20 protein-coding genes are annotated in these 24093 nt (G+C 57.9%); 5 read left to right on the forward strand and 15 right to left on the reverse strand.

Annotated features, from left to right (window positions below; genetic code table 11):
• Window positions 1–227: 227 nt before the first annotated feature.
• Window positions 228–452: an integrase core domain-containing protein gene (locus tag ACFQY0_RS01355; protein ID WP_379708284.1), complete on the reverse strand. Its 225-nt coding sequence runs from the start codon at window positions 450–452 to the stop codon at window positions 228–230.
• A 334-nt stretch (window positions 453–786) separates the two neighbouring features.
• Here ACFQY0_RS01355 and ACFQY0_RS01360 point away from each other — a divergent pair, with 334 nt between their 5' ends.
• Entirely contained in the window at window positions 787–993 is a 207-nt protein-coding gene (locus ACFQY0_RS01360; RefSeq protein WP_379708286.1) for an addiction module protein, read from the forward strand.
• A 320-nt stretch (window positions 994–1313) separates the two neighbouring features.
• Here ACFQY0_RS01360 and ACFQY0_RS01365 read toward each other — a convergent pair whose 3' ends face one another.
• On the reverse strand, window positions 1314–1736 hold the full coding sequence (locus ACFQY0_RS01365) for a hypothetical protein (RefSeq protein ID WP_379708288.1): 423 nt from the start codon (window positions 1734–1736) through the stop codon (window positions 1314–1316).
• A gap of 25 nt (window positions 1737–1761) precedes the next feature.
• On the reverse strand, window positions 1762–2874 hold the full coding sequence (gene leuB / locus ACFQY0_RS01370) for a 3-isopropylmalate dehydrogenase (protein WP_379708290.1): 1113 nt from the start codon (window positions 2872–2874) through the stop codon (window positions 1762–1764).
• 299 nt (window positions 2875–3173) lie between these two features.
• Here leuB and ACFQY0_RS01375 point away from each other — a divergent pair, with 299 nt between their 5' ends.
• A complete protein-coding gene (locus ACFQY0_RS01375) occupies window positions 3174–4172 on the forward strand; it encodes a calcium/sodium antiporter (RefSeq protein WP_379708292.1) in 999 nt (332 codons plus the stop codon).
• A gap of 4 nt (window positions 4173–4176) precedes the next feature.
• On the opposite strand, the gene ACFQY0_RS01380 is transcribed toward ACFQY0_RS01375, so the two are convergent.
• The 3 genes from ACFQY0_RS01380 to ACFQY0_RS01390 form a co-directional block, all read right to left on the reverse strand.
• Complete coding sequence (locus tag ACFQY0_RS01380; RefSeq protein ID WP_379708294.1) at window positions 4177–5382, reverse strand: peptidylprolyl isomerase; 1206 nt, start codon at window positions 5380–5382, stop codon at window positions 4177–4179.
• 32 nt (window positions 5383–5414) lie between these two features.
• A complete protein-coding gene (locus tag ACFQY0_RS01385) occupies window positions 5415–6818 on the reverse strand; it encodes an AI-2E family transporter (protein ID WP_379708296.1) in 1404 nt (467 codons plus the stop codon).
• Window positions 6819–6916: 98 nt separating this feature from the next.
• Window positions 6917–7672 (reverse strand): ABC transporter ATP-binding protein, encoded by a 756-nt coding sequence (locus tag ACFQY0_RS01390; RefSeq protein ID WP_379708298.1) that lies wholly within the window; start codon window positions 7670–7672, stop codon window positions 6917–6919.
• 294 nt (window positions 7673–7966) lie between these two features.
• On the opposite strand from ACFQY0_RS01390, the gene fusA reads away from it, so the two are divergent.
• Window positions 7967–10063 (forward strand): elongation factor G, encoded by a 2097-nt coding sequence (gene fusA / locus ACFQY0_RS01395; protein ID WP_379708300.1) that lies wholly within the window; start codon window positions 7967–7969, stop codon window positions 10061–10063.
• A 139-nt stretch (window positions 10064–10202) separates the two neighbouring features.
• Here fusA and ACFQY0_RS01400 read toward each other — a convergent pair whose 3' ends face one another.
• The 6 genes from ACFQY0_RS01400 to ACFQY0_RS01425 form a co-directional block, all read right to left on the reverse strand.
• The gene (locus tag ACFQY0_RS01400; RefSeq protein ID WP_379708302.1) at window positions 10203–10709 is read right to left on the reverse strand and encodes a hypothetical protein; all 507 of its coding nucleotides are present in this window, start codon (window positions 10707–10709) and stop codon (window positions 10203–10205) included.
• Window positions 10693–13230, reverse strand: coding sequence for a hypothetical protein (locus tag ACFQY0_RS01405; RefSeq protein ID WP_379708304.1), 2538 nt, complete (start codon window positions 13228–13230; stop codon window positions 10693–10695). The genes ACFQY0_RS01400 and ACFQY0_RS01405 overlap by 17 nt, the downstream gene beginning before the upstream one ends.
• Window positions 13231–13463: 233 nt before the next feature.
• Window positions 13464–14189, reverse strand: a complete 726-nt coding sequence (locus tag ACFQY0_RS01410; RefSeq protein ID WP_379708306.1) for a hypothetical protein — start codon at window positions 14187–14189, stop codon at window positions 13464–13466.
• An 811-nt stretch (window positions 14190–15000) separates the two neighbouring features.
• Entirely contained in the window at window positions 15001–15858 is an 858-nt protein-coding gene (locus tag ACFQY0_RS01415) for a helix-turn-helix transcriptional regulator (protein ID WP_379708308.1), read from the reverse strand.
• Between the two features lie 40 nt (window positions 15859–15898).
• Window positions 15899–16111: a LuxR C-terminal-related transcriptional regulator gene (locus ACFQY0_RS01420; RefSeq protein ID WP_379708310.1), complete on the reverse strand. Its 213-nt coding sequence runs from the start codon at window positions 16109–16111 to the stop codon at window positions 15899–15901.
• Window positions 16112–16432: 321 nt separating this feature from the next.
• A complete protein-coding gene (locus tag ACFQY0_RS01425) occupies window positions 16433–17047 on the reverse strand; it encodes a LysM peptidoglycan-binding domain-containing protein (protein ID WP_379708312.1) in 615 nt (204 codons plus the stop codon).
• A 123-nt stretch (window positions 17048–17170) separates the two neighbouring features.
• Between ACFQY0_RS01425 and ACFQY0_RS01430 the strand changes: the two genes are divergently transcribed.
• Window positions 17171–19495 (forward strand): DUF1592 domain-containing protein, encoded by a 2325-nt coding sequence (locus ACFQY0_RS01430; protein WP_379708314.1) that lies wholly within the window; start codon window positions 17171–17173, stop codon window positions 19493–19495.
• A gap of 56 nt (window positions 19496–19551) precedes the next feature.
• Entirely contained in the window at window positions 19552–20919 is a 1368-nt protein-coding gene (locus tag ACFQY0_RS01435) for a DUF1552 domain-containing protein (protein WP_379708316.1), read from the forward strand.
• A gap of 27 nt (window positions 20920–20946) precedes the next feature.
• Here the strand turns inward: ACFQY0_RS01435 and murA are convergent, their stop codons facing one another.
• From murA to ACFQY0_RS01450, 3 genes are all read right to left on the reverse strand, one after another.
• Window positions 20947–22215 carry a UDP-N-acetylglucosamine 1-carboxyvinyltransferase gene (gene murA, locus ACFQY0_RS01440; RefSeq protein WP_379708318.1) on the reverse strand — a complete coding sequence of 423 codons (1269 nt, stop codon included), beginning with the start codon at window positions 22213–22215 and terminating at the stop codon, window positions 20947–20949.
• A 33-nt stretch (window positions 22216–22248) separates the two neighbouring features.
• Window positions 22249–23091 carry a peptide chain release factor N(5)-glutamine methyltransferase gene (gene prmC, locus ACFQY0_RS01445; RefSeq protein WP_379708320.1) on the reverse strand — a complete coding sequence of 281 codons (843 nt, stop codon included), beginning with the start codon at window positions 23089–23091 and terminating at the stop codon, window positions 22249–22251.
• A gap of 176 nt (window positions 23092–23267) precedes the next feature.
• A complete protein-coding gene (locus ACFQY0_RS01450) occupies window positions 23268–24092 on the reverse strand; it encodes an Imm49 family immunity protein (RefSeq protein ID WP_379708322.1) in 825 nt (274 codons plus the stop codon).
• Between the last annotated feature and the right edge of the window lies 1 nt (window position 24093).

Genomic DNA, 24093 nt, shown 5'->3' on the forward strand with positions numbered 1-24093 from the left:
AGCGAAGGCGATTCAGAAATCAAGCAGAACAAAACGGATCAGGACGTATAACCCATGAGGCGTTTCAGCGCTCTCCTGCCTTCTCATCTAATCTTGTTGAATTTTCTTTCTGGTGATTCAATTCACCCAACTGGATCGGAGGGCCGCCTCAATTCACCGGCGCCGCCTGTCCTCAAACGTTGTGCGCCGAGCCATGAGATGCAACGGATTTTTGGACCGTTTGTGGTCTAGTTTTGGGAGGTGAAATCGGCCTCGAATTGGGCCGGGGTTCGGTAGTCGAGGGCTGAGTGTTTTCGGTGAGTATTGTAGTAGCTCTCGATGTAGGCAAAGAGCTCGGTGCGGGCATCATGCTCGTTGCTGAAACTTCCGCCTTGAAGCATCTCGGACCTGAGCGTGCCGATGACGGACTCGGTCCATGCGTTGTCATAGGTGTTGGTCCGGGACGGCGTCACGCACGATGAGTATGCCCAGAACCTTGATGAAAACCTGCTGGCATTGGAATCGCGTTTGAAGGCCGGGTAGTACCGAGCCCAGCCCGTCAATCGCCGGTGGATCTCCATAGCTGGGGTCAGTCCTTGAATTTGCATTTTGAGAGTGACACCCGAGGGGGGACTAGATGTGGTTGAGTTCGAACCCGAAACGTAAACTCAAGCTCCAACTTGATCCTAGCCCTAGATTCGACGGAGCTTATCGAAAGGTCGATTGGAGATTAGCAAGCTCCTCTTTGCTCCAGTTGGTGCTTGCTCCAAAATTGACACCGTCTTGAGTATCGTGGAGACTGCTAGTATGAAGACGCTGACAGAGATGCTGCCGGATGTGGATCAGCTTTCGGAGGAGGATCAAGCTGGATTGATTGCTCATCTCCTCTCGAAGCTTCGGGGTGCGCCCCTAGGACCCGACAATGAGGAACTCGCCCGACGTGAGGCTGAAGTCGACGCAGGAACGGCGGAGTTCATCAGCTTCGATCAGCTTCGCAAGTCAGTTGGGAGATGATGAGGGAGATCCTCTTTCATTCAGCGATCCGTAGAGAACTAGGTGAGGTTCTTGATTACTACGAAGGGGTTTCTGGGCGGCTTGCCGACGATTTCTGGTGCTGCGGCACAATTCTAGGAGAACGAGCTATGGCGCTCGTCGGAAATAGATCTAGAAGTGGCGAGGGAAAGGCACGGGCTTGTCCAGCGACATTAAGGTCGATGCTCCGGAAGGCCGCGGCTGTAGCTGGGGTCAGGCTTTGGAATTTGCATTTGAAGAATGACTCGCCTTCGATTCAGGGTTCGAGGTGCACCGCTTGGGCCTGACAGTGAAGATTTTCGTTAGGATCTTGTCGGCTGCTTTTGGGGTTGCTCGGCCCTTAAGGAACGTCGATGAAAGACAAACCAAGTGCCGAGCCAGAGGACGAGGAGGATCCAGGTCGGGAGCGAAAGGCTGCGGGTTCTCATGACACTGTCACGAGAGCTCTCCAACTTGGGCCACCACTTCAGTTTGGCTCGGGCGTCTCGCGGCTCGCGTGAGTCGGAGTTTGAGTAGTCGGCGTCAGCTCGTAGCTGATCGAGAATGGAAATCGCGAGACGCGCATTCCCGAGAACAATCATGACGGATCCTGCTTCTGAGGATTTCGTATCAGGATAGATGAATCGGAACGCGCTGGTGTGCGTGATGCTGTCAATCATCAACCACACGAAGAAGGCGGTCCCGAGAAGCCCGAACCAGAGAGATCTTGGACTGGAGATCTTCATGGTTCGGGGTGGGGAGATCGAATGCTTAGATCCCCGCCAGGATCGCATCGGTCATTTCGCTGGTGCCGACCTTTTTCTCGGTGGCGGCGCCGGTGGCGATGTCGCCGGTGCGGAAACCCTTGTCGATGGCGGCGGAGACGGCTTTCTCGATGGCGTCGGCGGCGTCGTTTTCTCCGAGGGAAAAACGCAGCAGCATGGCGACGGAGAGGATCTGGGCGATGGGGTTGGCGATGCCTTGGCCGGCGATGTCGGGGGCGCTGCCGCCGGAAGGTTCATACATGCCGAAGTAGAGTTCGCTGCCTTCCTTCTTTCCGCCGAGGGAGGCGGAGGGGAGCATGCCGAGGGAACCGGAGATCATCGCCATTTCATCGGAGAGGATGTCGCCGAAGAGGTTCTCGGTGACGAGCACGTCGAAGCTGTCGGGGCGGCGGCAAAGCTGCATGGCGGCGTTGTCGACGTAGAGGTGGGAGAGTTCGACTTCAGGGTAGTCCTTGGCGACTTCGTTGGCGACTTCGCGCCAGAGCACGGAAGAGGCGAGGACGTTGGCTTTGTCGACGGAGACGAGCTTCTTGCCACGGCCCATGGCGGCGGTGAAGGCGACGCGCAGGATGCGGTCGATCTCGCTGCGCTTGTAGATCATGGTGTCGAAGGCGACGGTTTCGCCATCGCGTTCCTCGCGGCCTTTCGGGCTGCCAAAGTAGACGCCGCCGGTGAGCTCGCGGACGCAGAGGACGTCGAAGCCATTCGGGATGAGCTCGTTTTTGACGGGTGAGGCGTGGGTGAGCGAGGGAAGGCAGACGCCGGGACGCAGGTTGGCGAAAAGGCCGAAATGCTTGCGCAGGGGAAGCAGGGCACCGCGCTCGGGCTGGATGTCGGGCGGGAGGTTTTCCCATTTTGGTCCGCCGACGGAGCCGAAGAGGATGGCGTCGCTGTTTTCGCAGGCGGCGATGGTCTCGGCAGGAAGCGGAGTCTCGTTGTTGGTGGCATCGAGGGCGGCGCCGCCGACGAGTTGGACGTTGCGCTCGGTGCTGAAGCCGAATTTGCTTTCAACGGCGTCGAGGACGCGGAGGGCGTCGGTCATGACTTCGGGGCCAATGCCGTCTCCGGCGAGGACTGCGATGCGGTGGGTGCGAGACATGCGGGGAGGTGAAACGCAAACGGCAGGATTTTAAACTGCAAAATTGAGGAAAGATTGCTGGGTGGCCCAAATGGGGAGAAAGGTGTTTTCCAAACGCAGAGGAGCGGGATGGACGGCGATGAAGATTTTGGGGTTGGTGTGCTCAACTGCGTCTCTCGCCATCGAGGTGTCGGCAAAATTTTGGCAGAGTTTCCCATTTTATCCGCGTCGATCCCGTTCATCTGCGGCTCAGATCTACGATTGGAATTGAAGAGGATATTTCCAGTTGGCAAGCGGGGGAATCAGGGCAGGCTGCGCGCATGGAAATGCTGGTGCACTTGGCGTGGCTGATTGGGGGGCTGGTTCTGCTTTCGTTTGGCGCCGACTGGTTGGTGAGGGGAGCTTCTGAATTGGCACTGAAGTCGGGGCTGAAGCCATTGGTCATCGGTCTCACCGTGGTGGCTTTCGGAACGAGCGCACCCGAGCTGATCGTCAGTCTCAAAGCGAACCTGGATCCGAATACCAAGGCGGACATCGCGATCGGGAATGTGGTGGGCTCTAACATTTGCAACATTGCCTTGATGCTGGGGCTGGCTGCGCTGATGCGGCCTTTTGTGGTGGGGAGCCAGGTGGTCAGGCGGGAACTGCCGATCCTGCTGGTGGTGACCGGGGCCTTCATCGCCATGATCTGGAATGGTCAGCTGTCCCGGCTTGAGGGTTCCCTGATGGTCGTAGCCATCGTGGCCTATGTGGTGACGAGCATTCGGATTTCCCGCCAGCATCGCGGTGATCCCGCGGAGCATGACATTCCCGAAGAGGCTCTCGCGGCAGCTGCGGACCATAGTCTCAAGGGGCTTCTAAAAAGTGTCGGCTGGGTTCTGCTCGGTCTGGCCGCCCTGCTGTTCGGGGCGGATAAGCTGGTGACCAGCGGTGTGGTGCTGGCCAAGCAGATGGGCGTTCCCGAACTGGTGATCGGTCTAACACTGGTCGCCTTGGGAACGTCACTTCCGGAGCTGGCGACCACCATCGCGGCGGTCAAGCGAGGTCAGATGGATCTGGTGGCCGGCAACATCATCGGCTCCAACTTATTCAACATTCTCGCAGTGATGGGCATCACAGCGGCGGCTAAACCGATCGAGGTCGAGGCCATGAATCCGGTCAATCCGGTGAATCTGTGGGTGATGGGCGGCGTCACCCTGATTCTCGTGCCCTTCCTCGCCTGGGGGCAGAAGATCAACCGGATAGAGGGCGGTATTCTGGTCGTCGGCTACCTGATCTACTGCACGTGGCTGGTGGTGCCGCAGTGGTTTGTGTTTTGAGACTTCACCGAGTGACGGTGCAGGTTCCCTGTGGATAGGGAATCCAGTTGGCGCCATTCCAGTAGGAGAGACTCAGCCGACAGTTTACAAGCGAGTCGGTGGCGGTCTCTGCACCAGCTTGGATTCTCAATCCTCTCGGATTGATCGAAGGAGTGTCCACGGCGAATGAGAAATGGTAGGCTCCCGTGTTTACCTGATCACTAAGCACCGTGAACGCGCCTCCAAAAGGACTGCCGGTGGACGGCGTGAAGGTGGTGGTTCCACCCAAGCCCGAAGCATCAAACTCAAGGGTGTAGGTGCCTCCAGTTACGGGAAACGATACCGTGCGAGATTTAAAGTCGGAGGGAGCGACGGCATCCGGGTGTCGGGCGATGGCAAGATGATAGAAGGCCGATGTGGATGAGGCGTCGTCGAGTTCCAGAGTGTCGACGGCAGGGGTTTCGAGAGGGTCCGGACTGATGCCGACGTGCTGACTTGTAAGTGCTGTCCAATCGGTGAGCCCGCTTGATCGGGACGCGCTCAAAATGTCACCAGTCGTCGCTGGAGAAAGAAGATCGAATCGGCAGAACTGGTTGCGTGAGACCACCAGCTCGCCTTCGGGCACGGAGACCGTCGGCAAATTCTGGGCGTGTTCGTCAAAGGCTTGGGCCGCCGCATCGGTTCGGTCGAAGGTGACTGCGAGGATTGAACTGCCATCGCTGCCGGCCGCATGGATTTGATCGATGACCTGCTGGCTGCTGCTGTCGCTGACCGTGCCGAAGACGGTATGAACATTGTCGAGATGGCTGGCGCCAACCGAACCGGTAAAAAAGATCTGGCTGCCGTTGGTGTTGGGACCGCTGTTCGCCATCGAGAGGATGTAGGGCTCATGGGTCAGAGTCTCATCGAACTCGTCCTTGAAGGTGTAACCCGGGCCGCCGACGTTCGTTCCTGTTCCTGAACCCGTTTGAGCAATTTTGAAGGTGCTCTCGTTGACGATCCGGAAGAATTTTTCGCCAACATAGTAGGGGGCGTTTCGGACTGCTCCTGTCGAAGGATCGATCGAACTCCTGGTTCCCTGGGCGAGGGTGATGAAGTTGGCGACGGCTTGCGGAGCCTTCTGATATTCGAGTTTTACCAGAATGATTCCCTTGTCCGTTTCGACGTTGGCGATGAGGTCGGCGGTTGCCGCCGTGACGAGAGCGCTGGAGATGATGAGAACGTTTTTCAAAATAGGAGTGGAATCAGACGTGGTTGACATTTTCAGGCCCCCGCTTCGGCAGGCGACCATTCGTCATCTGGCTTGCTTGGGCCTTCTTTGAGTTGTCGTTCCCAGATGTAGCGGCGGAACAGGACTTTCACCGAGGCCGAGAGCGGCACGGCGAGCAGGGCTCCGACAAATCCGCCGAGGATCAGGGACCAGAACAACATTGAGAAGATCACCGTCATCGGGTGCAGTCCGACCGAGTCGCCCACGATCTTGGGCGCGGTCACCAGTGAGTTGATTTGCTGGACGATGATGAAAATCGCGATCACCGCGATGACGTAGGACCAGGGATTGTCGCCGAGGAAGGACGGTTCCGCCGAGAAATGGAAGTAGGCAAGGATGCAGGCGGGAATGAGGGTGATGATGTTGCCGATGTAGGGAATGATGCCTAACAGGGCCATCATGATTCCAATGAGGAGTCCGAGCGGCAGACCGAAGATGGTGAGGGCGATCCCGACGAGGAAGCCATCGATGAAGGCCACGAGAACCTGGCCGCGAAAGAACGAGATGAGGTACTGGTTGACCTCGGTCAGGGTCTCGATCAGCTCGGTTTTGAAGCGGGAGGCTTTGAGCGGGACGAAGTCATGCCAGTGTTCCTTGATCGCGGCGCTTTCGCGGAGAAAGTAGTAGAGGTAGATCGGCACCATGAAGAAGCCGATGACGAGGCCGAGGAAGCCGAGGATTTTCGAGGTGCCTCCGCGCGCCCAGCCAACAGCTTCGTCCTGAAAGCCCTTGAGCGAGTACCAGAGTTCGGTTTCTCGCAGATGAATTTCAGGTTGGCGGGTTTCGCTCTCATTGTCGGCGAGTTCGTCAAGCCGTTCACTGAGCTCATCACCGCGGAGCAGGACCACTCGTTCCAAGTCGCTGTTATCGGCCACTTGCTCGAGCTTTGCCTCGGCCATGATCAAGGACTCGGGGGCCGATAGTGCCCAATCGATGGCAGGCCGGGTCCATTTGTGGGTGTTGCGCTCTTCGATGAGCCGGTCGATGATTTTTTCGTCGAAAGTTTTTGTCTCAGGGGCTGTCGCATCACCGGCCTGGCTGCTCTCGGCGCCATTCGTTTCAATCTGGCGCTGTTTGAATTGATCGATCTGATTTCCCACGAGAGGGATCATGATGGCGATGAGCAGCAGCGTCAGGCCGGTGGCGGAGCCAAAGGTCATGACCACCGCCTTGCCTCGGCTCATGCCGCGTTTCTGAAACCAGCGGACGATGGGATCAAGCAGGTAGGCGATGATGGCGGCGACCGCGAGAGGGACGAGGACCGGTTGCAGGAAGCCGAACACTTGGCCAAACAGCCAGAAGAATCCGACGATGAGTGCTCCGAGAATAAAGATGGAGACACCAGTCGCCGCATTCCAGAGAGTGCGGATTTGAAAACGTGAAGGGTAGCGAACCATGCGTCGCGGAGTGTCCTATCAGAGGAAGCCGTGATTTGGGTATGGAAAAATAGGTTCGCTTTGGACTTGGGCCAGCAGCTTGCGCCAAAAGGATACCGTCACCGCGTGGGCGGGCTGGGGGCTTTGAGCTCGTTGCGGGCGATCTTGATAAAGACCTCATCAAGGTCTTTGCCTTCAAATTGAGCGGTGATCTCGTCAGCGGTGCCGGAGGCGAGGATCCTGCCTTGGTGAAGGAACAGGACTCGATCGCAAACCTCGTGGATGTCGCGCATGTTGTGGGAGGTGTAGAGGATTGCCGGATGACGCTCACTTTGCACCCGGCGGACGAGCTTGCGGACTTTATCCGCGATGTCCGGATCGAGCGAGGCGGTGGGTTCATCCAGCAAGAGAAGTTGGGGGTCGTTGAGAAGGGCTTTGGCGAGATTGACGCGGGTTGACTCCCCGGCGGAGAGTTGGCCGGTGATTTTTTCGGAAAGCCGGGTGATCTCGAGAAGCTCAAGAAGCTCGGCGACTTTTTCCTTGGGCTTCGGCACCGAGTAGAGGCGGGCGAAAATCTCGAGGTTGTGGCGGACCTTGATATTGCCGGGAAGCGTGGCGTAGGTGGTGCAGAAATTGGTCCTCTCGAGGATCGGGATGCGGTGGGTGGCGAGGTCCAGACCGAAGGCGCGGATCGAACCGGAGGTCGGTGAAATCAGGCCGAGAATCATGTTCATCAGCGTGGTTTTGCCAGCGCCGTTGACCCCGAGAAGCCCGACCGTTTCTCCCGGGGCTACAGACAGGGAAACGCAGTCGACCGCGACGAAGTCGTCGAATCGCTTCTCGATGGAGTCAATTTCCAGAAGGGGATCAGGCACGTGGGGAGGGAATCCCAGTGGGAGCGGCCGGGCAAGTCATCAAGCGCTGGAGGAGAGGGCTCGGTGACGAATTCGCGGTCGCCGGCAACGGCTTTCGGAATCGCCACCGTGTGGCGAGACGGGCGTCATTCGGAGACGGAGGGGTGAAAATGGGCGCAATCGACTGAAAAGACTGCGTCGGAACTCGGAAAGCCTGATTTTTAGCGAGTCAAGGGTTGCCAAATTCGTGCGGTCCGCTAGCAATTCGCCGCTTCGCGACCCGGTCGCGGATCACCTCTACGCAAGACTCAAGACATGAAGGACCTAACCAATTATCGGAATATCGGCATTTTCGCCCACGTGGACGCCGGAAAAACGACGACCACCGAGCGGATTCTCAAGCTGACCGGAAAGATTCACAAACTCGGTGAGGTTCACGACGGTGAGTCCACCATGGACTTCATGGAGCAGGAGGCGGAGCGTGGTATCACCATTCAGTCCGCGGCGACGACCTGTTTCTGGAAAGATCACCAGTTCAACGTGATCGATACTCCAGGTCACGTTGACTTCACCATCGAGGTTTACCGCTCGCTGAAGGTTCTCGACGGTGGTGTGGGTGTGTTCTGCGGATCGGGTGGTGTGGAGCCTCAGTCGGAAACGAACTGGCGCTACGCCAACGACTCAAAGGTTTCCCGTATCATTTACGTCAACAAGCTCGACCGGATCGGCGCTGATTTCTACCGCGTGGTGGATCAGGTCAAGAGAGTGCTCGGTGCGCATCCGCTCGTGATGGTGCTGCCGATCGGCGCGGAAAGTGACTTCAAGGGCGTGGTGGACCTTCTCACGATGAAGGCCTACATCTGGGATGACTCCGGTCAGCCTGAGAATTTCGAAATCACCGATATTCCTGAAGACATGGTCGCCAAGGCCGAGGAATTCCGTGCGCAAATGGTCGAGTCTGCCGTGGAACAGGACGATGCGGTCATGGAAGCCTACCTTGAAGGCAACGAGCCTGACATCGACACTCTCAAGAAGTGCATCCGCAAGGGCACCATCGATCTCGCGTTCTTCCCGACCTATTGTGGATCGAGCTTCAAGAACAAGGGTCTGCAGCTGATCCTTGATGCGGTGGTGGACTACCTTCCAAGCCCCCTCGAAGTGAAGCCTCTTCCCGAAGTGGACGAGGAAGGCAACGAGACCGGCAGCTTTGCCAAGCCGGATGCCAGCGCCCCGTTCCGTGGCCTTGCATTCAAGATCATGGACGACAAGTTCGGAGCCCTGACTTTCACCCGCATCTACTCGGGCACGATCAAGAAGGGTGACACCGTGCTGAACTCCTTCACAGGTAAGACCGAGCGCATCAGCCGCATGGTCGAGATGCACGCGGATGACCGCAACGAAATCGAAAGTGCTCAGGCAGGCGACATCGTTGCCATCGTGGGCATGAAGAACGTCCAGACCGGTCACACGCTTTGCGACGAGAAGAATCCCGCCACGCTCGAGCCGATGGTCTTCCCGGATCCGGTGATCTCGATCGCCGTGGCCGCCAAGGACAAGGTCAACGCTGAGAAGCTCGGCAATGCGATCGGCAAGATGGTTCAGGAAGACCCATCCTTCCGCGTGGAGACCGACGAGGAGACCAACGAAATGATCCTCAAGGGAATGGGTGAGCTTCACCTCGACATCAAGATCGACATCCTGAAGCGTACTCACAAGATCGAGGTCGAAGTGGGCGCGCCACAGGTGGCTTACCGTGAAACCATCACCAAGCCGGTTTCCGACAGCTACACTCACAAGAAGCAGTCGGGTGGTTCCGGTCAGTTCGCGAAGATCGACTACACCATCGAACCAGGTGAGCCCGGTTCAGGCTTCGTGTTCGAATCCTCAGTGGTCGGTGGTAACGTGCCTAAGGAATACATCCCGGCCGTCGACAAAGGCTTCAAGACCTCCGTCGACAAGGGACCGCTTGCGGGTTACCCATGTTTGGACTTCAAGGTCACGCTGACCGATGGTGGCTTCCACGCCGTGGACTCCTCGGCGATCGCCTTCGAAATTGCGGCCAAGGCTGCGTATCGCCAGTCGATGCCGAAGGCCGGTCCTCAGCTGCTTGAGCCGATGATGAAGCTCGACGTCTTCTCGCCAGAGGAGAAGATCGGTGACGTGATCGGAGACCTCAACCGCCGCCGGGGAATGATCCAAGGCCAGGAGCCGACACCCGGCGGTGTTCGCGTGAAGGCCGAAGCTCCGCTTTCCGCGATGTTCGGGTACATCGGTGACCTCCGCACCATGACTTCCGGTCGTGGTCAGTTCTCGATGGAATTCAGCCACTACGCGGCATGTCCTAAGAACGTTGCGGAAGAAGTCATCGCCGCTGCCAAGAAGCGCGAGGAAGAGCGCCGCGCCGGCAAGTAAGACTTGCGACAAGCAACAAGCGAAATCTAAAAATCGGCCGCTATCTCACTCGAGATAGCGGCCATTTTTTTGTCGTTGGCACGGGGGGGAAAGGGGCGGGACGAATCGTCCCCTGATGGATGATCGGTGAAGCTTGCTTTCAGTGAGAGGACGGATGAGCTGGGCTCCACGACAGGTCGGTCCGACTCATCTGGCCACTCTCAAGGTCAATGGTCGCGCGGGCATCCGAGTGGGTGGAATGGGAGGGCTCGTCCGTCATGCCTGTTAGAGTCATTCCCAGACCTGATCCGGTGACCGTCAGCTTCTCAAGGTCCAGAACAAGAGCGGGAGCCTCCAAACACGTGAGGCCGTGACTGGCGCGACATTGACCGAGAAAGATGATCCGTCGATTGACGCCTTCCACCCCGATGGCGCCTGTTGTCTGGTTGCGAACAAGGGTGCTTCGAGCGGTCACCAAGGCTTCACGGCTGCATTCAATGATCCAATCGCCTATCTGCACCCGCACGGGACCGCTGAGTCGTCCCTTGCCCCGGTGAACATTGAAATCGGCTCCCCGGCACTCAAAGTTCAAGCGTGTCGAATCCCCGGCGCTTGCGGAAGCAAGGCCGAGCGATACTGCGAGCAGTTGGTCAACGAGCCACCGCATGGATTCTCACGTATTGTCCTTTCCCAAGGCCGTCGGCCTCGATCGAGACGGTGACGACTTCACCTTCTCCGTCGCCGACCGGCATGGGAGAGCCGAGGACGGTGACCTTCGCCTCCGAGTAGTCCCAGTTTTCAAGGTCTGAAGAGACGGCTACAAGATACCGGATGTCGCTGCCGCCGATTCGCCGGACGAAGGAAACCTGGAGACCTGACCCGGCTTGGCTCGAGTCGAGTGCGGCGATGGGACTCTGAACCCGGATCGAAGGATCAGCGGGATTGGATGCGAAATAGTATTCCTCACCGTTCTGATAACCGTCTCCGTCCATGTCATCGAGAAATCCCTCGAGGCCGGGTGGAAGCGATTCGGAGAGGTAAGTTTGGATCCAGAACGAGAATCCCGCGGGCTCGGCAAGAATGCCACTGTCCTCCAGAATTCTGGCAATTCCGCCCTGATCGTTCCCCGGCAAAACTCCTCCCATGGTCGGATCACCCGCGGTGAATCCAAGTGGTCGGTTCCCGCTGAATTTGGGCAATAGGCCGCGGAGGCCTGGCGTGGAGCTGTTCCATGCCGTCAGGTCGAGGGTGACGCCGTCGATATCGACTGGCGCTTCAAGCGCCTTTGCCAGTTCTTCCAAGCCCTCGAAGTATTCGACAAAGGCCTCTCCTTCATCGGCATCGCTGACGAGGGGAAACAGATGGTAGCCACAAAGAGTCCGTTCACCGCCGGCAAGAACCAAAGCGGCGCATAGGAGCGTGTTGGCCTCAGAGATGTGCGACTTGAAATCCTCGATCGCGCTCGATTTGGCGACCTCAAGTAGAGTGGGAAGTTCCTCAAGAGCGACCTCAAGATCGAGTTGGCCTTCCCGTTCAAATTCGACGATGGCATTCATCGCTCCTCCGAGATCATAGATGGAAAGCAGATCGAGGAGTGCTTGAACGATGCGCACGGAGCCTTTCATTGCAAGCAGGTCGGCGTCATCGATGACGTAGGATTGTTTGAAGCTGGCAATCGGAAGGAGTCTGTCGGCTTCCGCGACTGCGGCGTTGAGATAATCGTGGATTTCATCGAGTCGCGGCGAGACCAGATCCCGGAGTGCGGCGACTCGTTCTGAGGCGTTGGCCGACGCAGGGAATTCCGGTCGCCCGTCAAGCGCCTCTGTCATCGTAAGCCGGAGTCCCAGGGAGGCGCCCCCTGAATCCGTGATGCCGAGGCTCTGAAGAAAGGCCGCAAATGAGGGTTCTTCCTGAAGGAGTGCCAGACGGGTGAACGCACGCAGGGCATTTGCCCGTGGATCGTCAGGATCAATGGCAAGCGCCGCTGCAAGATGCAGGTCAGCGGTGGTGGGATCCGCGGGGTCGGCCTCGAGAGCGATCGTCGCAGCGTCGACGAGTTCGTCCAAACTCGTCGGGTGGGAAGTGAACTTCAACGTGATGCAGCCACTTGCAACGCTTTCGGGAGAGTCGCCATATTCTGCGAACGAATACGATTCACCCTTCTGAACCGGCGCGAGAATGCATCCTCGGTAAGCGAGGGTGAGACAATCAGTGTCCCTTGCTGAAAGGGTGACGAACTGTCCCGAGAAACTTGCCAGATGGAAGAATGACAGCCAGCTCTGATAGCTCGTTTCCAGATCGATCCTGACAAAGCCATCCTCGGGGGCTGTCCACGACCATTCGCCGGGAAATCCCAGCGAAAAGTCTGTCGAAGGAATGACGGCTTCGCCGACCGAACCCAGATCGGACGAGGCGGGATTGGGGGGAAGGAGGACGGCGTTAACGAAGCCATGGGAGCCAGTGAGAGTGAGTGTTACCTGATCTCCTGCGGAGAGAGGGAGCGTCATGAAGTCCGCAGGATCGTCAATGGGCGTACTATTTACGTCCAGGGAGATGGTCGCGCTTGGGTCTCCGGAAAAGGAATGGAGAAGAAGCTGGTGTTCACCGGTCCCCGCGGCGGTCCATGTGTAGCTTTCGGCATTGCCAGGACCGAACGAACTCAGGTAGGCAGCGAAGCCACTGCGGGGTCCAAGATCGGTGACGTGGCCCGTTCCCTCGTGACGGAGGATGAAACCCGATGGTTCAGCGAGAGGCATGGGGAAGCCGAATGGATCGGTGGCGGGAAGCGTAATCGAGGTCAGCCGAATGAAAAACTCCTGTCCCGCCACCGCATGGATCGGGATTGCGATCTGGTCTTCGTCATACGCCAGAACCGAACCCAATCCCTCGGGCGTGGAGTCATAGACATCCACCAGATCTCCGCCATCGGTTCCCGCGACGTGATAGGTGCCGTCCTGAGGTGCTTGCCAGCGATACCACAGGGACCCTGACCTGAAGAAATGGGGAAAGAACGGATCGGAGGGTTCCAAAGAGAACTCGAAATCCTCGAGCGTTCCGAGTCGGGGGTCGGCCATTCGATGCAATCTTGGCTGACTTCCCAAATCCGCAGCGTTCTCAATGGAGTCGTTGTAGGGAAGGGCTAGACATGAAAGGGAAAGGCTGGCGAAGGCGAAAATAGTCGTTCTCATGTTATGGAAATCTATTGCTTTCGGAGGCGTGCGATGGCTTCCTGTGTTGGGGGGGGCGAAGATGCCTATAGGTGTCGGGGACGTGATGGACGTTCTTAAATTCAGGTTGTTGTGCCTGCTTGGACGCCGTTTGAGAAATGTTCGTCTCGTCGCGTCAGGGTCGGGAGTGGGTGGGGGGATGGACGTCCATGAGCATCCAGGTGCCGATCCCTGACTCGAGAATGAAGCGGTCTCTAGAATCGATAGGTAAGTGACAGCTTCAGCACCGGTAGAAACTGATAGTCGTTGATGTCATCTGCGAAGATGGCCTGTTCGGCTGCCAAATCCGCACCGAATCCTGGGACGCTTGTGATGGGGCCTGAAGCGCTGACGAGGGTGTCGGGTTCACCGAGATAAAGGACCCCGAGATCAATTCCAAACACCCACGACGAGGTCGAACCGAAGCCAAAATCCCATCCGATGCCCAGATAAGGAGCGAACTGATTGTACTCAACTGAACCTTGAAGCTGATCGCCCTGTGTGAGGGTGTAAACGCTGTTCCCGATGCTGACGGTTTGGCCGTTTCCATTGGCGACTCCGCTCGCTTCGTTATTGCCGAAATAGCCTCCCAACGTGACGCGGAAGCCATTGTTGAAGGGGAGGAAATTGGCGGTCAGGCCGATATTGCTGAGATCAAGGTCACCATGATAATCCGTGCCGTCGACATCAAAAGTGTCGTCATATTTGAAATAATTGCCCTCGATCTTCATGTAGAGCCAAGGATTAATATCATAGCGGGCGTGCAAGCCGATGCCCTGAATGCCGGCTTGTATACCAAGCCCAAAACAATGCTCAGATTCGCTGTCTACGGATGATATCGTCGAGGTCGTTCCGGCCGACGGGTAGCTTAGATCGCCTGCCCATGCCACGCCAGGGGAAGCTGCAGTCGCGAAAATGATGAATAGTAGATTTTCTTTCATAAGTTTGAAAAGGTCAGTTCAGTTCGAGGAAACGTTAGTGTTGGTCTTGGCTTCTTGATGAGAGATCAGTACTCGATCCGATACGGGCGGTTGCGGGTGAAGCCGTCTGCCACGTCGCGTGAGGGATAAGGAACCAATCTTGACTCGCGTCAGCCATTGCGCGAAGTATCTGTATCGGTTGAAGGCTGCCTACCCCACAAACTACGTAGTTCTACTTGATGATGTAAGTTCGCCTTCAAGGTCCTACGCCGACCAGGCCTTTGAGGTTCTGAGCCTGCATCTCTTGACGGACAGCATGACAAAGTCTCGAAAGTTCAGAAAGAGAGGCTCACTCAGTCATCAAAGGAAGGTTGCTAATGCTCCATTCAGTCACGACTAAGAACTCACTGAAAACCAAAATGTGACAGTAGAGCAATCCAGGAGGGTGCGGGGGAGACACTCAACGGAATCATGCAGAAGCTCGTTGGCAAAGGTGAGGCGCGCCGCCTCACGGAAATGGCAGGGTCCGATCTGCCCGGCGGCGGAAAGGATCAGGGGGGGCTGTAACGAATGGCACTGCTTTAGCACGGGAATCGGGAAAAGGGTGTGGCATGACCGTATCGGCATGAGGCGGGTTGGGTTCCAAAGTGCCTACGCCGGGGTATTCTTCAGTCCGTCCAAGGCTCATTGCTGAGACGGTCATGTCACCGGCAAACGGTCCTCCTAAAGTAGTGGCATTCGGTCCGGTTACCTTTCCTTGAGGCGGCTTGTTCCGGCGTTTAGCCTTCGTTGGTCTCCAGGCGTGTTTTGAATCGCGACTGGTTTTCTCACATTAGGATATCCCGGGAGGGCTCTCTGCCGATCCACATTTTCGCCCGGTTGAAGGAGTTCCTGAAATCTCGCGGAGAGTCGCACGAAGTTGGGCGGTGCTTTCAAGTCCGATCTTGTTGCGAATCGATGCGAGCCGCTCGTTGAGGGTATAACGGCTCACCCCTTCATTCGCTGCAAGATTGGTAAGGCTGGAGTGAGAGGCTAGCCGACCGAGGGTTTCGATTTCCTTAAGAGTCAGTTCTGACCATCCGGATAGTCCACTCCGATGTGAAAGCAGGGAGGTCGTTCTCTTGGCCAGTCGCTCGAATGTTTGGGTGCGATCAAGCAAACCTGCGATTTCTTCCATCCCAGTCGATACGAAGTCCAACAATTGAAATTCTTCGCTGGTGAAGTCAGAGGACTTGCGGTTCAGCGAAACGATAAAACTCATGCTGGGTAGGTTGCCAAATGAAGCAAGAATTTGGAACTCAATGTCGACTTTCCGGTAGACCTCACGATAGAGCGGAATCTCCCGGAGTTGCCGCCGGCTGGAGTAGTCAGAGAGGCGGGCTGGTGAGTGTTTGCCCGAGACCCACTCGCCGGCTCTAACCACAGGATGAGTCTCGATCGTCGACTGAATTGCATCGATCATCGGCGACACTGCAGCAGCCCACTGGTCGGGACAGGTCAGACCGTAAACCGTCCTCCGATCGGGGGCCCAAGTATCCCAGCAGGAGGACTCGGAGGGTAGAAGTTCCGGAAGTTCGTTGAGGTACTGCTGTTGAAGGGAGTAAAAGTCCCGACAAGTTGCAGCAGTCTCAAGATAATGTCGTGCTTTCTTCAGGGATCGGGCACTGAGAAGATGGAAGGACGAAGACATCGCGGGGGATCACGGTGAGGGGCGGGATACTCGGATTGACTCAGATGGAGCCACTTTCCCAAGAGCGTAGTTTCTTGCTCAAATTCTGACGGTGTTTTTCGACGGTGCGCGGCGAGATCCCAAGAATCGTGGCTGTTTCTTCGATACTTTTTCCAGCCCGCTGCCAGGCCATCACTTCACGTTCGCGTGAACTCAGCGCAGAACACTCTGAGCTCGCTGCCCGATTACGCCCTTCGATCATCCAGCTCCGCATCGTTTCAGACCACGCTTCATCCAGTCGCTGGAGATGATCAATTCGTCGTCGTAAAGGGACCAGTATGTCTGTCAGAAACGGGGGAGATGACGGAATGGTAGGCTGAGATCTATAGTTTGGACCGTCCACAGCTAACAATTGATATGGATTTAGGTAACGACAGTGATTCGTTCGTGCCCTACAACTAACATTCGTAGGCTTTCTGGTCGATGAAAAAGGGCGTAGGGTTAGTTCACGAAGGGCGAGTTCCAAGGGATGGATATTTGAGGTTGGGTGACCGAGGGCACAGGAAGGTGGGGCTTGTCGAAAGAGCGGCCAATTTCAGGAGAATGGCGGCTCGGGCTGCTTGCTGGACTCGGAGGCTTGCATCGCTTGGGGGGCGATTTGGATTTCCTGACCGACTTGCAGGGTCTCGGCTTGGATGCCGGGATTCACTTGGTAGAGCTCATCCAAGGGCATGCCATAGCGCAGGGAGATGCGGTAGAGTGTCTCACCGGGGGCAACGATGTGCTTGGCTGTTGTCTGAGGTCCGAGTGGTGATGGGGGCTGACCGGGAGGCTCGGCTTCGGGGAGGAGAATGCGCTGGCCGATTTGGAGCAGCCCGGGGTCTTCGATTTGATTCAGGGAGGCAAGATGCTCGGGAGTGGTGTGGGCCTTGCGGGCGATGGCACTCAAGGTGTCTCCCTTTTTCACGACGTGGGACCGAGCGGGGTCGCTCTTCTGCCTCCCGGGGCTGGTTGTGACGGGCCGGGTCAGCGATGGGTCATGAATCTCGATGCCGCGGCGTTCAATGAGCCACCGGAGTTGGGAGTTCTCGGTTTCGAGCTGGGCGATCTGGCGCTCTTGCTCTTGGAGGCGGCGTTCCATCTCGCTGGGCTTGGCCGTGGCGATGGCTGCGGAGGCGAGCAGGTAGATCAGAAGGAGGGTCGCTTTCATTCCAGATGCTGAGCTTCAGGTCCGACGGGGATGTCCGTCGGGGTATTCATATTTTCCCCCGAAAGGGGGAGCATGGTTGCGCGGTTTGACGAAAGGACTTCCAGGATGGAACGTAGGGCTCGAATGATTCGCGGATTTCTTGTGCTTTTGATCTCAACGGTTTCGGCCATCGCCGATACTGGCGAGGACTATAAGAAGGAGATTGAACCGCTTCTCGATATTTACTGCTACAGCTGCCATGGGGACGGGACCTCCAAGGGCGACTTTGCGATGGACGAGTTCGAGAGCCTCTCCTCGCACCTCGACGACATGAACCACTGGCTTCCGGTGTGGCGGAATATCCGCAGTCAGATCATGCCGCCCTCCGATGAGGACCAGCTCGAGATCGTCGAGAAAAAGAAGGTGCTGGAGTGGATCGAGAGATCGGTCTTCAGGCTGGATCCCGAGCATCCTGATCCTGGTCGAGTGACGATTCGTCGGCTCAACCGGAACGAGTATCGATACGCGGTGAAAGATCTGCTCGGGGTGGAGTTTGAGACGGAGGATTATTTTCCTCCGGATGATTCCGGTTACGGCTTCGACAACAACGGCGATGTTCTCTCGATCTCGCCGCTGCTGATGGAGAAGTACATTTCCGCTGCGGAAGAGGTGGTGATGAGGGCGCTCCCGAAAGGAAGCAGTCGTCAGGTGCCGGTGAAGGTGATCGAGGGAAATAAATTCCAACAGTCGGAAGATGAAAACGAGACCGGCCGGTGGATTCCGTTTAAGGAAAAGTCGAGGGTAGTGGCGCACCCGGAGATCAAGTGGGACGGGGAGTATGAGGTGACGGTGGAGTACCAGATTCGCGGTGCTGCGGAGGCGACGGATCAGGAGGCGGTGCTGAAGGTGAAATGTGGAGGAAAGGAACTGGGGGAGGAAGTGATGGGCTGGGACCAGCGTGAGATCATCAAGCTTCAAGGCACGGTTCCCCTGAAAAAGGGTCGATCGGCTTTTGAAGTCGAGGTGACTCCCGAGAAACCGGCTGGCGACGGTCAGGAGGAGCAGGCGCTCGTGGTTCATCGGGTCGTGATCAAGGGGCCCTTGGGAGGCGAGCATCGCGAATATTCCAAGGGCTACCGGATGATTTTCGTGGATGGAGAGCCTTCCGGGAATGCCGCGGACAAGGAACGCTATGCGCGCAAAATCATGCGGAGCTTCGTGAGCCGGGCGTTTCGACGTCCGATCGAGGATCCGACGATTGATCGATTGGTGGCAATTGTGAAAGAAGTCGATGCTCAGGCTGGGAAATCCTTCGAAGACGGCATCAGGGAAGCGATCACGACCTGCCTTTGTTCGCCTCGCTTCCTTTTCCGCGTCGAGATCCAGCCGGAACCTGACAATCCGGAAAAAGTGGTTTTGTTAGATGAATACGCGCTCGCGTCGCGGCTCTCGTTTTTTCTGTGGGGATCCGTTCCCGACGATGAGTTGCTTAGCCTGGCCTTCAACAAGAAGCTGCGTGCGAACCTCAAGGAGCAGGTGAAGCGCATGCTGGGGGATCCCAAGGCGAAGAGGCTGGTAATGGATTTCGTCGGGCAGTGGCTGCAAACCCGGGATGTGACCACGGTGCCGCTTGAGCCGCATCGCATCCTCGGGTTGCGGAGACGGGATGATGCGTCCCGGATCTTCAACGTCCGCCTGCTGGACGACATGCGCATCGAGACAGAGATGCTCTTCGAGTTCATTCTGATGAATGGTCGGCCGGTGGAGGAGATGATCTCGGCCCGTTACTCTTTTCTCAATGAGCGGCTGGCGAAGTTCTATGGGATTGAAGGAGTGGCGGGAGAGGATTTCGTGCCGGTGGATCTGACGGCGCATCCCGAACGCGGCGGGGTGCTGACCCACGGTTCGTATCTGATCGTATCTTCGAACCCGACCCGCACTTCGCCCGTGAAGAGGGGACTTTTCGTGTTGGACAACCTCCTTGGCACCCCCGCGCCGCCGCCTCCACCGAATACTCCCGAGTTGGAGGAAGCGTCCAGGGAGGCCGGGAGCAATCCGACGATGCGCGAGATGATGCAGATCCACCGCGACAAGCCGGACTGCCGTGGATGCCATGCGCGGATGGACCCGATCGGGCTTGGCTTGGAAAATTTTGATGCGCTTGGCCGCTACCGGGTGACTGAGCACGGCAAGCCGATCGATGCCGCCGGTGAGCTGCTGACCGGCGAGAAGTTCGCCAATGTGGCGGAGCTGAAGGAAATTCTCGCGACCGATCGGAGGGATGACTTTTACCGCTGCCTATCTGAAAAACTCCTGACTTTCGCGATTGGTCGCGGGGTCGAGTATTTCGATGCGCCGACGATCGATCTGCTGGTGGATCGACTGAAGAAGAAGGACGGAAAGCTGGAGGAGTTGATCATGGGCATCATCGAAAGTGCTCCGTTTCAAAAGCGTCGTGGCAGTGATTGAGGGCTTCTCCCAAAAGTTTGAATGATTATCTCTGGAATTCAGGTATCTATCGCAGCATGAGACAGGACTTCAGCAATCTTTCCCGTCGGAGTTTCCTTCGTGGCTTGGGGGTTTCCATGGCTTTGCCGGGCCTGGAAGCGTTCCGGCCGCTGCTTGCAGCGGAGGCAAGCGCGAGGGCACTTGGCACGACGGCGAGTGGTGCGCCGCTGCGGATGGCCTATCTCTATGTTCCCAACGGGGTAAACGTGAAGAAATGGAGGCCTTCGGGCTCGGGTGAGAACGCCAAATTGGGCGAGACCTTCGCGCCGGTCGAGCACCTCAGGGATGATTTTCAGGTATTCAGCGGCTTCGAACATAAGAACGCCACAACGGGAGGTGATGGGGCAGGAGATCATGCCCGGGGGAGCGCGACTTTCCTCACCGGCCAGCGCGCCAAGAAGACCGCAGGTTCCGATATCCACCTGGGTGTCTCGGTCGACCAGGTCGCGGCCATGGCGGCGAAGGATCTGACGCGGTTTCCCTCGCTCGAATTGACCACGGCAGGCGTGAGGAAGTCGGGCGTTTGTGATTCGGGCTACTCATGCGCCTATGTTTACAATATTTCCTGGCGCTCCGAGAATCAGCCGATGACGCCGGAGTCCAACCCACGTGCGGTCTTTGAACGGCTTTTCGGCGGAGGTGGTGCCAACGAGCGAATCGCGAGTCTTGGCCAGCGCTACGCCTCGAAGAGATCGCTGCTCGATTTCATTCAGGAAGATGCCAAAGCGCTGCACAAACATCTGGGACGCAACGATCGTCAGAAAGTCGACGAGTATCTGACCGGCGTGCGCGAGATTGAGCTGCAGATTGAGAAGGTCGAGGCGTTGGGGCTGCCGCCTGATCCGGGCGTGGATGCTCCCGAAGGGAAGGGGGCGACTTTCAGTGAACACGTGCGCCTTCTCATGGACATGATGGTGCTGGCATTCAAAACCGACTCGACCCGCATTGCGACCTTCCTGCTGGAGCACGAGGGCAGCAACCGAAGCTTTCGCGAGCTCGGCGTTTCCGAGGGCCACCACAGCATTTCCCACCATCAGGGCAAGAAGGACAATCTCGAGAAAATTGCCAAGATCGACCGCTTTTACATGGAGCAGATGGCCTACTTCATGGAGAAAATGAAGGCGGTCGAGGATGTCGACGGCAAGAGCCTGCTACACAATTCCATGGTCGTTTACGGAAGCTGCCTGGCGGACGGCAACCGGCATAACAACGACAACATTCCGATCGTGGTCGCGGGGAATGGAGGCGGAGTCTTCAATCCGGGCAGGCATGTCGATCTCGGAGAGGACACACCGATGTCGAATCTCTATGTCAGGATGCTCAACGAGTTCGGAGTCCAGAAAAAGGACTTCGGAGATTCGAATGGTGTGCTTAGGAAGATCTGAGCGCCGCGGGATTGTGACCAGCTTGCCCTACTCTCTGACTCGTTCGACGTTGGCGCCGAGGGCGAGGAGCTTTTCGTCGATGTGCTCGTAACCGCGGTCGATGTGATAGAGGCGGTTGATCTCAGTGGTGCCTTTGGCGGTGAGAGCGGCCAGGACAAGCGCGGCGGAGGCGCGGAGGTCGCTGGCCATGACGGGGGCGGCACTGAGGCCCTTGACCCCTTTGATGATGGCTTTGCCCTCGCTGAGCGAGATGTCGGCACCCATGCGCTTGAGCTCGGCGCAGTGCATGAAGCGCTGGGGGAAGATGGTGTCGACGACGACGCTCGTACCCGGGGTGGTGACGAACAGCGCGGTCATTTGCGCCTGCATGTCGGTCGGGTAGCCGGGGTAGGGTTCGGTGACGATCTCGGCGGGCATCGGCGTGTCTCCGCGGTGCACGGTGCAGACGTCACCGGAGTCGTTGAAGTGAACCTGATGGCCGGCCTTGCGTAGTGCTTGGGTAATGGCGGCGAGGTGGCCTTCGTTGACGCGGCGCAGGGTGACGCCCTCGCCAGCGAGCGCGGCGGCGGCCATGAAGGTGCCGGCTTCGATGCGGTCCGGGATGACGTTGTGCACGCAGCCATGGAGTTTCTCCACGCCTTCGATGGTGATGACCGGGGTGCCGGCTCCGCTGACCTTGGCGCCCATGGCGTTGAGGAAGTCGGCGAGGTCGACGACTTCAGGTTCGCAGGCGGCGGAGGTGATGGTGGTGGTCCCTTCGGCAAGGGTGGCGGCCATCATCACGTTGTCGGTGCCGAGGACGGTCGGGCCGTTGTCGCCACAGAGGTCGATGTTTGCACCTTTGAGACCATTCGGCGCGGAAAGGATCACGTTGCCGCCTTCGACTTCGGCGGTGGCACCGAGGGCTTCGAGGCCGCGGATGTGAAGGTCAATCGGGCGATCGCCGATGACGCAACCGCCGGGAAGGGCGACGACGCAGCGCTTCTTGCGGGCGAGGAGCGGGCCCATCATGCAGACTGAGGCGCGCATGCGGCGGACGATGTCGTAGGGGGCGGTATCGGAAATTTCCGCGGCGGTGACGCGCACGGTGCCGGAAAAGCGTTCCACGTCGGAGCCAAGACCGGTGAGAATCTGGACCATGTAGTTGGTGTCCGAAACGTCGGGCACCCGGCGGATGACGCAGTCTTCCTCGGTCAGGAGAGTGGCGGCGAGAATCGGCAGGGAGGCGTTCTTGGAGCCGGAGATGGTGATGGTTCCGTGAATCGGAGTGCCGCCGTGAACGAGAAGTTTATCCATTTTCTTAATTTTTCAATGATCAAGCACCCATGATCAAACTGATCCGCGCTTCGCGATAGGGAATCGGGGGATGCCCGAGAGGTCCTTGAGTGTCAAGACGTCGGTGAGGGAAGCGGCGTGCAGCAGCTTTTCCGTCTCGACCGATTGGTCATGCCCGATTTCAAGGGCCAGCCAGCCGCCGGGTGCCAGCCGTTTGGCGGCTTCGGGGATGAAGCGGCGGATCAGATCCATGCCATCGGCTCCACCGAAAAGCGCCAAGGCGGGGTCATGGCGGACTTCCGGGGCGAGCTCCTCGGCATCGGGAACGTAGGGGAGATTGGCGACGATGAGGTCGAAGCTCTGGTCCTCGGGGATCTCGGAAAAAAGGTCGCTCTGGAGAAATGAGACGCTGAGTTCGGTGAATTCGGCGTTTTCCCGAGCGAGCGCGAGAGCATCGGGCGAGACGTCGGCGAGGGTCACCTCCGCCTTCGGAAAATCGGCGGCGAGCGAAAGGCCGAGAACGCCGGAGCCACAACCCATGTCGAGAATGCGGCCACCCTCGGAGAGCGTCACGTGCTTCGCCAGCCACTCAGCAAGTTCCTCGGTCTCGGGACGCGGGATCAGGCCTCGTGCGTCGGTCTTGAACTCGTGATTTCGAAAATAAACAGTGCCTAACAAGTGCTGGATCGGGATTCCTTCGCCGCGCTTCTTCAGGGCGATCCGCAGGGGTTCGAGGTCGCTGTCGTCGATGGGGTGATCGAAGCGCACGTAGAGCTCGACGCGGCTGCAACCGAGCTGGTGGGCGACGAGCATCTGCATGTTCCGTCTCGCTTCCTCGATGCCGCGTTTTTCCAAGTAGGCGGTGCCCTTGTCTAGGATATCGAGAACGGTCGTCATGATTGGGGGCACGAGGCTCGACGAAGAATGCTTGGGGTCAATCACCGAATCATTGGTAGAAAAGAGGGTGTCTCGGCAGCGCGTGGGATTGCCGATTCGAAGGTTGACGAGGAATCGCGAAAGCGCAGCGCTCGGGCTCAATGCCAAGAGGTAGTAGGGCGTGAGCCGGGAGAGGTCTATAGGAGGCTGGCCGGCAGGTAGGGGCTTTCAACCCCATTTCCGAAACCTTTGGTGGCCGCGAAATCCTGCATGGCCAGCGGACCCCAGGCGATGAACCCGTAGGGGTCCTCGGCACGGGTGGGATCGGCGGCGAAAAAGTGCGAGTGGGCAGTCAAGGCCTGCTCAATCAGGCTGTCCCAGTTTTCCGTGCTGGTGTGGATGATTTCCTCCCCGAGCTTGAGGACGGGGATTTCCACGGCTGTGACAAACGGGGGAAGAGAGGGCTGGTTCTTGAGCGTTTCGACAAGCCCGTCGTAGCCATTCTCCCACTCTCTTTTGCGATCAAGCGTCAAGTGGACCAATAGCGAACTGATTTGCCCGAACCATGGGTGCGGAACCGTTGGTGACTTTTTCCCGATCATCCCGGCTTCATTCTTTATCAAAAAATACCTGGATTCCCGGTCGTGGAGAATCAGGGAGAGGTAAAAGCAGGCCCGCCAGTCCGTGGGTGCGAATTGGCTCTGTTCTCCCAAGGCGGCGAGGGAAACCGGATCGCCGGATAGACTGACTTCGATGGCCTGTCCCTGCGGTGTGAACGCCGACTGGAGCGAGGCAATTCCTGAGTCGAGTGCGAAGCGGCACCAGTGGCGGATCTCTTCGGCAGGCTTGCCGAGTGCGTGGGCAAGGGCCGCCATCTGACAAGCGTAGCTTGGAAAGCTGCTGAGCGCCTGTGGACTTGTTTCCAGTTTCGACTTCCACTTTCCGAGGTCGGCCGCCATACGGTCGTAGCGTTCGGCGACGGAGGGGCCGGGCAGGGAATAGTGAGCGGGAAGGATTTTCACG

Source organism: Haloferula chungangensis (genome assembly GCF_042664875.1).
Lineage (GTDB): Bacteria > Verrucomicrobiota > Verrucomicrobiia > Verrucomicrobiales > Akkermansiaceae > Haloferula > Haloferula chungangensis.

Bases quoted from the DNA above. Each gene is read 5' to 3' on its own strand.
- ACFQY0_RS01410 (WP_379708306.1), bottom strand. From the start codon at position 14,189: ATGAAAGAAAATCTACTATTCATCATTTTCGCGACTGCAGCTTCCCCT.
- ACFQY0_RS01400 (WP_379708302.1), bottom strand. From the start codon at position 10,709: ATGCGGTGGCTCGTTGACCAACTGCTCGCAGTATCGCTCGGCCTTGCT.
- ACFQY0_RS01365 (WP_379708288.1), bottom strand. From the start codon at position 1,736: ATGAAGATCTCCAGTCCAAGATCTCTCTGGTTCGGGCTTCTCGGGACC.
- prmC (WP_379708320.1), bottom strand. From the start codon at position 23,091: ATGACGACCGTTCTCGATATCCTAGACAAGGGCACCGCCTACTTGGAA.
- ACFQY0_RS01425 (WP_379708312.1), bottom strand. From the start codon at position 17,047: ATGAAAGCGACCCTCCTTCTGATCTACCTGCTCGCCTCCGCAGCCATC.
- murA (WP_379708318.1), bottom strand. From the start codon at position 22,215: ATGGATAAACTTCTCGTTCACGGCGGCACTCCGATTCACGGAACCATC.
- ACFQY0_RS01430 (WP_379708314.1), top strand. From the start codon at position 17,171: ATGATTCGCGGATTTCTTGTGCTTTTGATCTCAACGGTTTCGGCCATC.
- ACFQY0_RS01385 (WP_379708296.1), bottom strand. From the start codon at position 6,818: ATGGTTCGCTACCCTTCACGTTTTCAAATCCGCACTCTCTGGAATGCG.
- ACFQY0_RS01420 (WP_379708310.1), bottom strand. From the start codon at position 16,111: ATGCGGAGCTGGATGATCGAAGGGCGTAATCGGGCAGCGAGCTCAGAG.
- fusA (WP_379708300.1), top strand. From the start codon at position 7,967: ATGAAGGACCTAACCAATTATCGGAATATCGGCATTTTCGCCCACGTG.
- ACFQY0_RS01415 (WP_379708308.1), bottom strand. From the start codon at position 15,858: ATGTCTTCGTCCTTCCATCTTCTCAGTGCCCGATCCCTGAAGAAAGCA.
- ACFQY0_RS01360 (WP_379708286.1), top strand. From the start codon at position 787: ATGAAGACGCTGACAGAGATGCTGCCGGATGTGGATCAGCTTTCGGAG.
- leuB (WP_379708290.1), bottom strand. From the start codon at position 2,874: ATGTCTCGCACCCACCGCATCGCAGTCCTCGCCGGAGACGGCATTGGC.
- ACFQY0_RS01405 (WP_379708304.1), bottom strand. From the start codon at position 13,230: ATGAGAACGACTATTTTCGCCTTCGCCAGCCTTTCCCTTTCATGTCTA.
- ACFQY0_RS01375 (WP_379708292.1), top strand. From the start codon at position 3,174: ATGGAAATGCTGGTGCACTTGGCGTGGCTGATTGGGGGGCTGGTTCTG.
- ACFQY0_RS01435 (WP_379708316.1), top strand. From the start codon at position 19,552: ATGAGACAGGACTTCAGCAATCTTTCCCGTCGGAGTTTCCTTCGTGGC.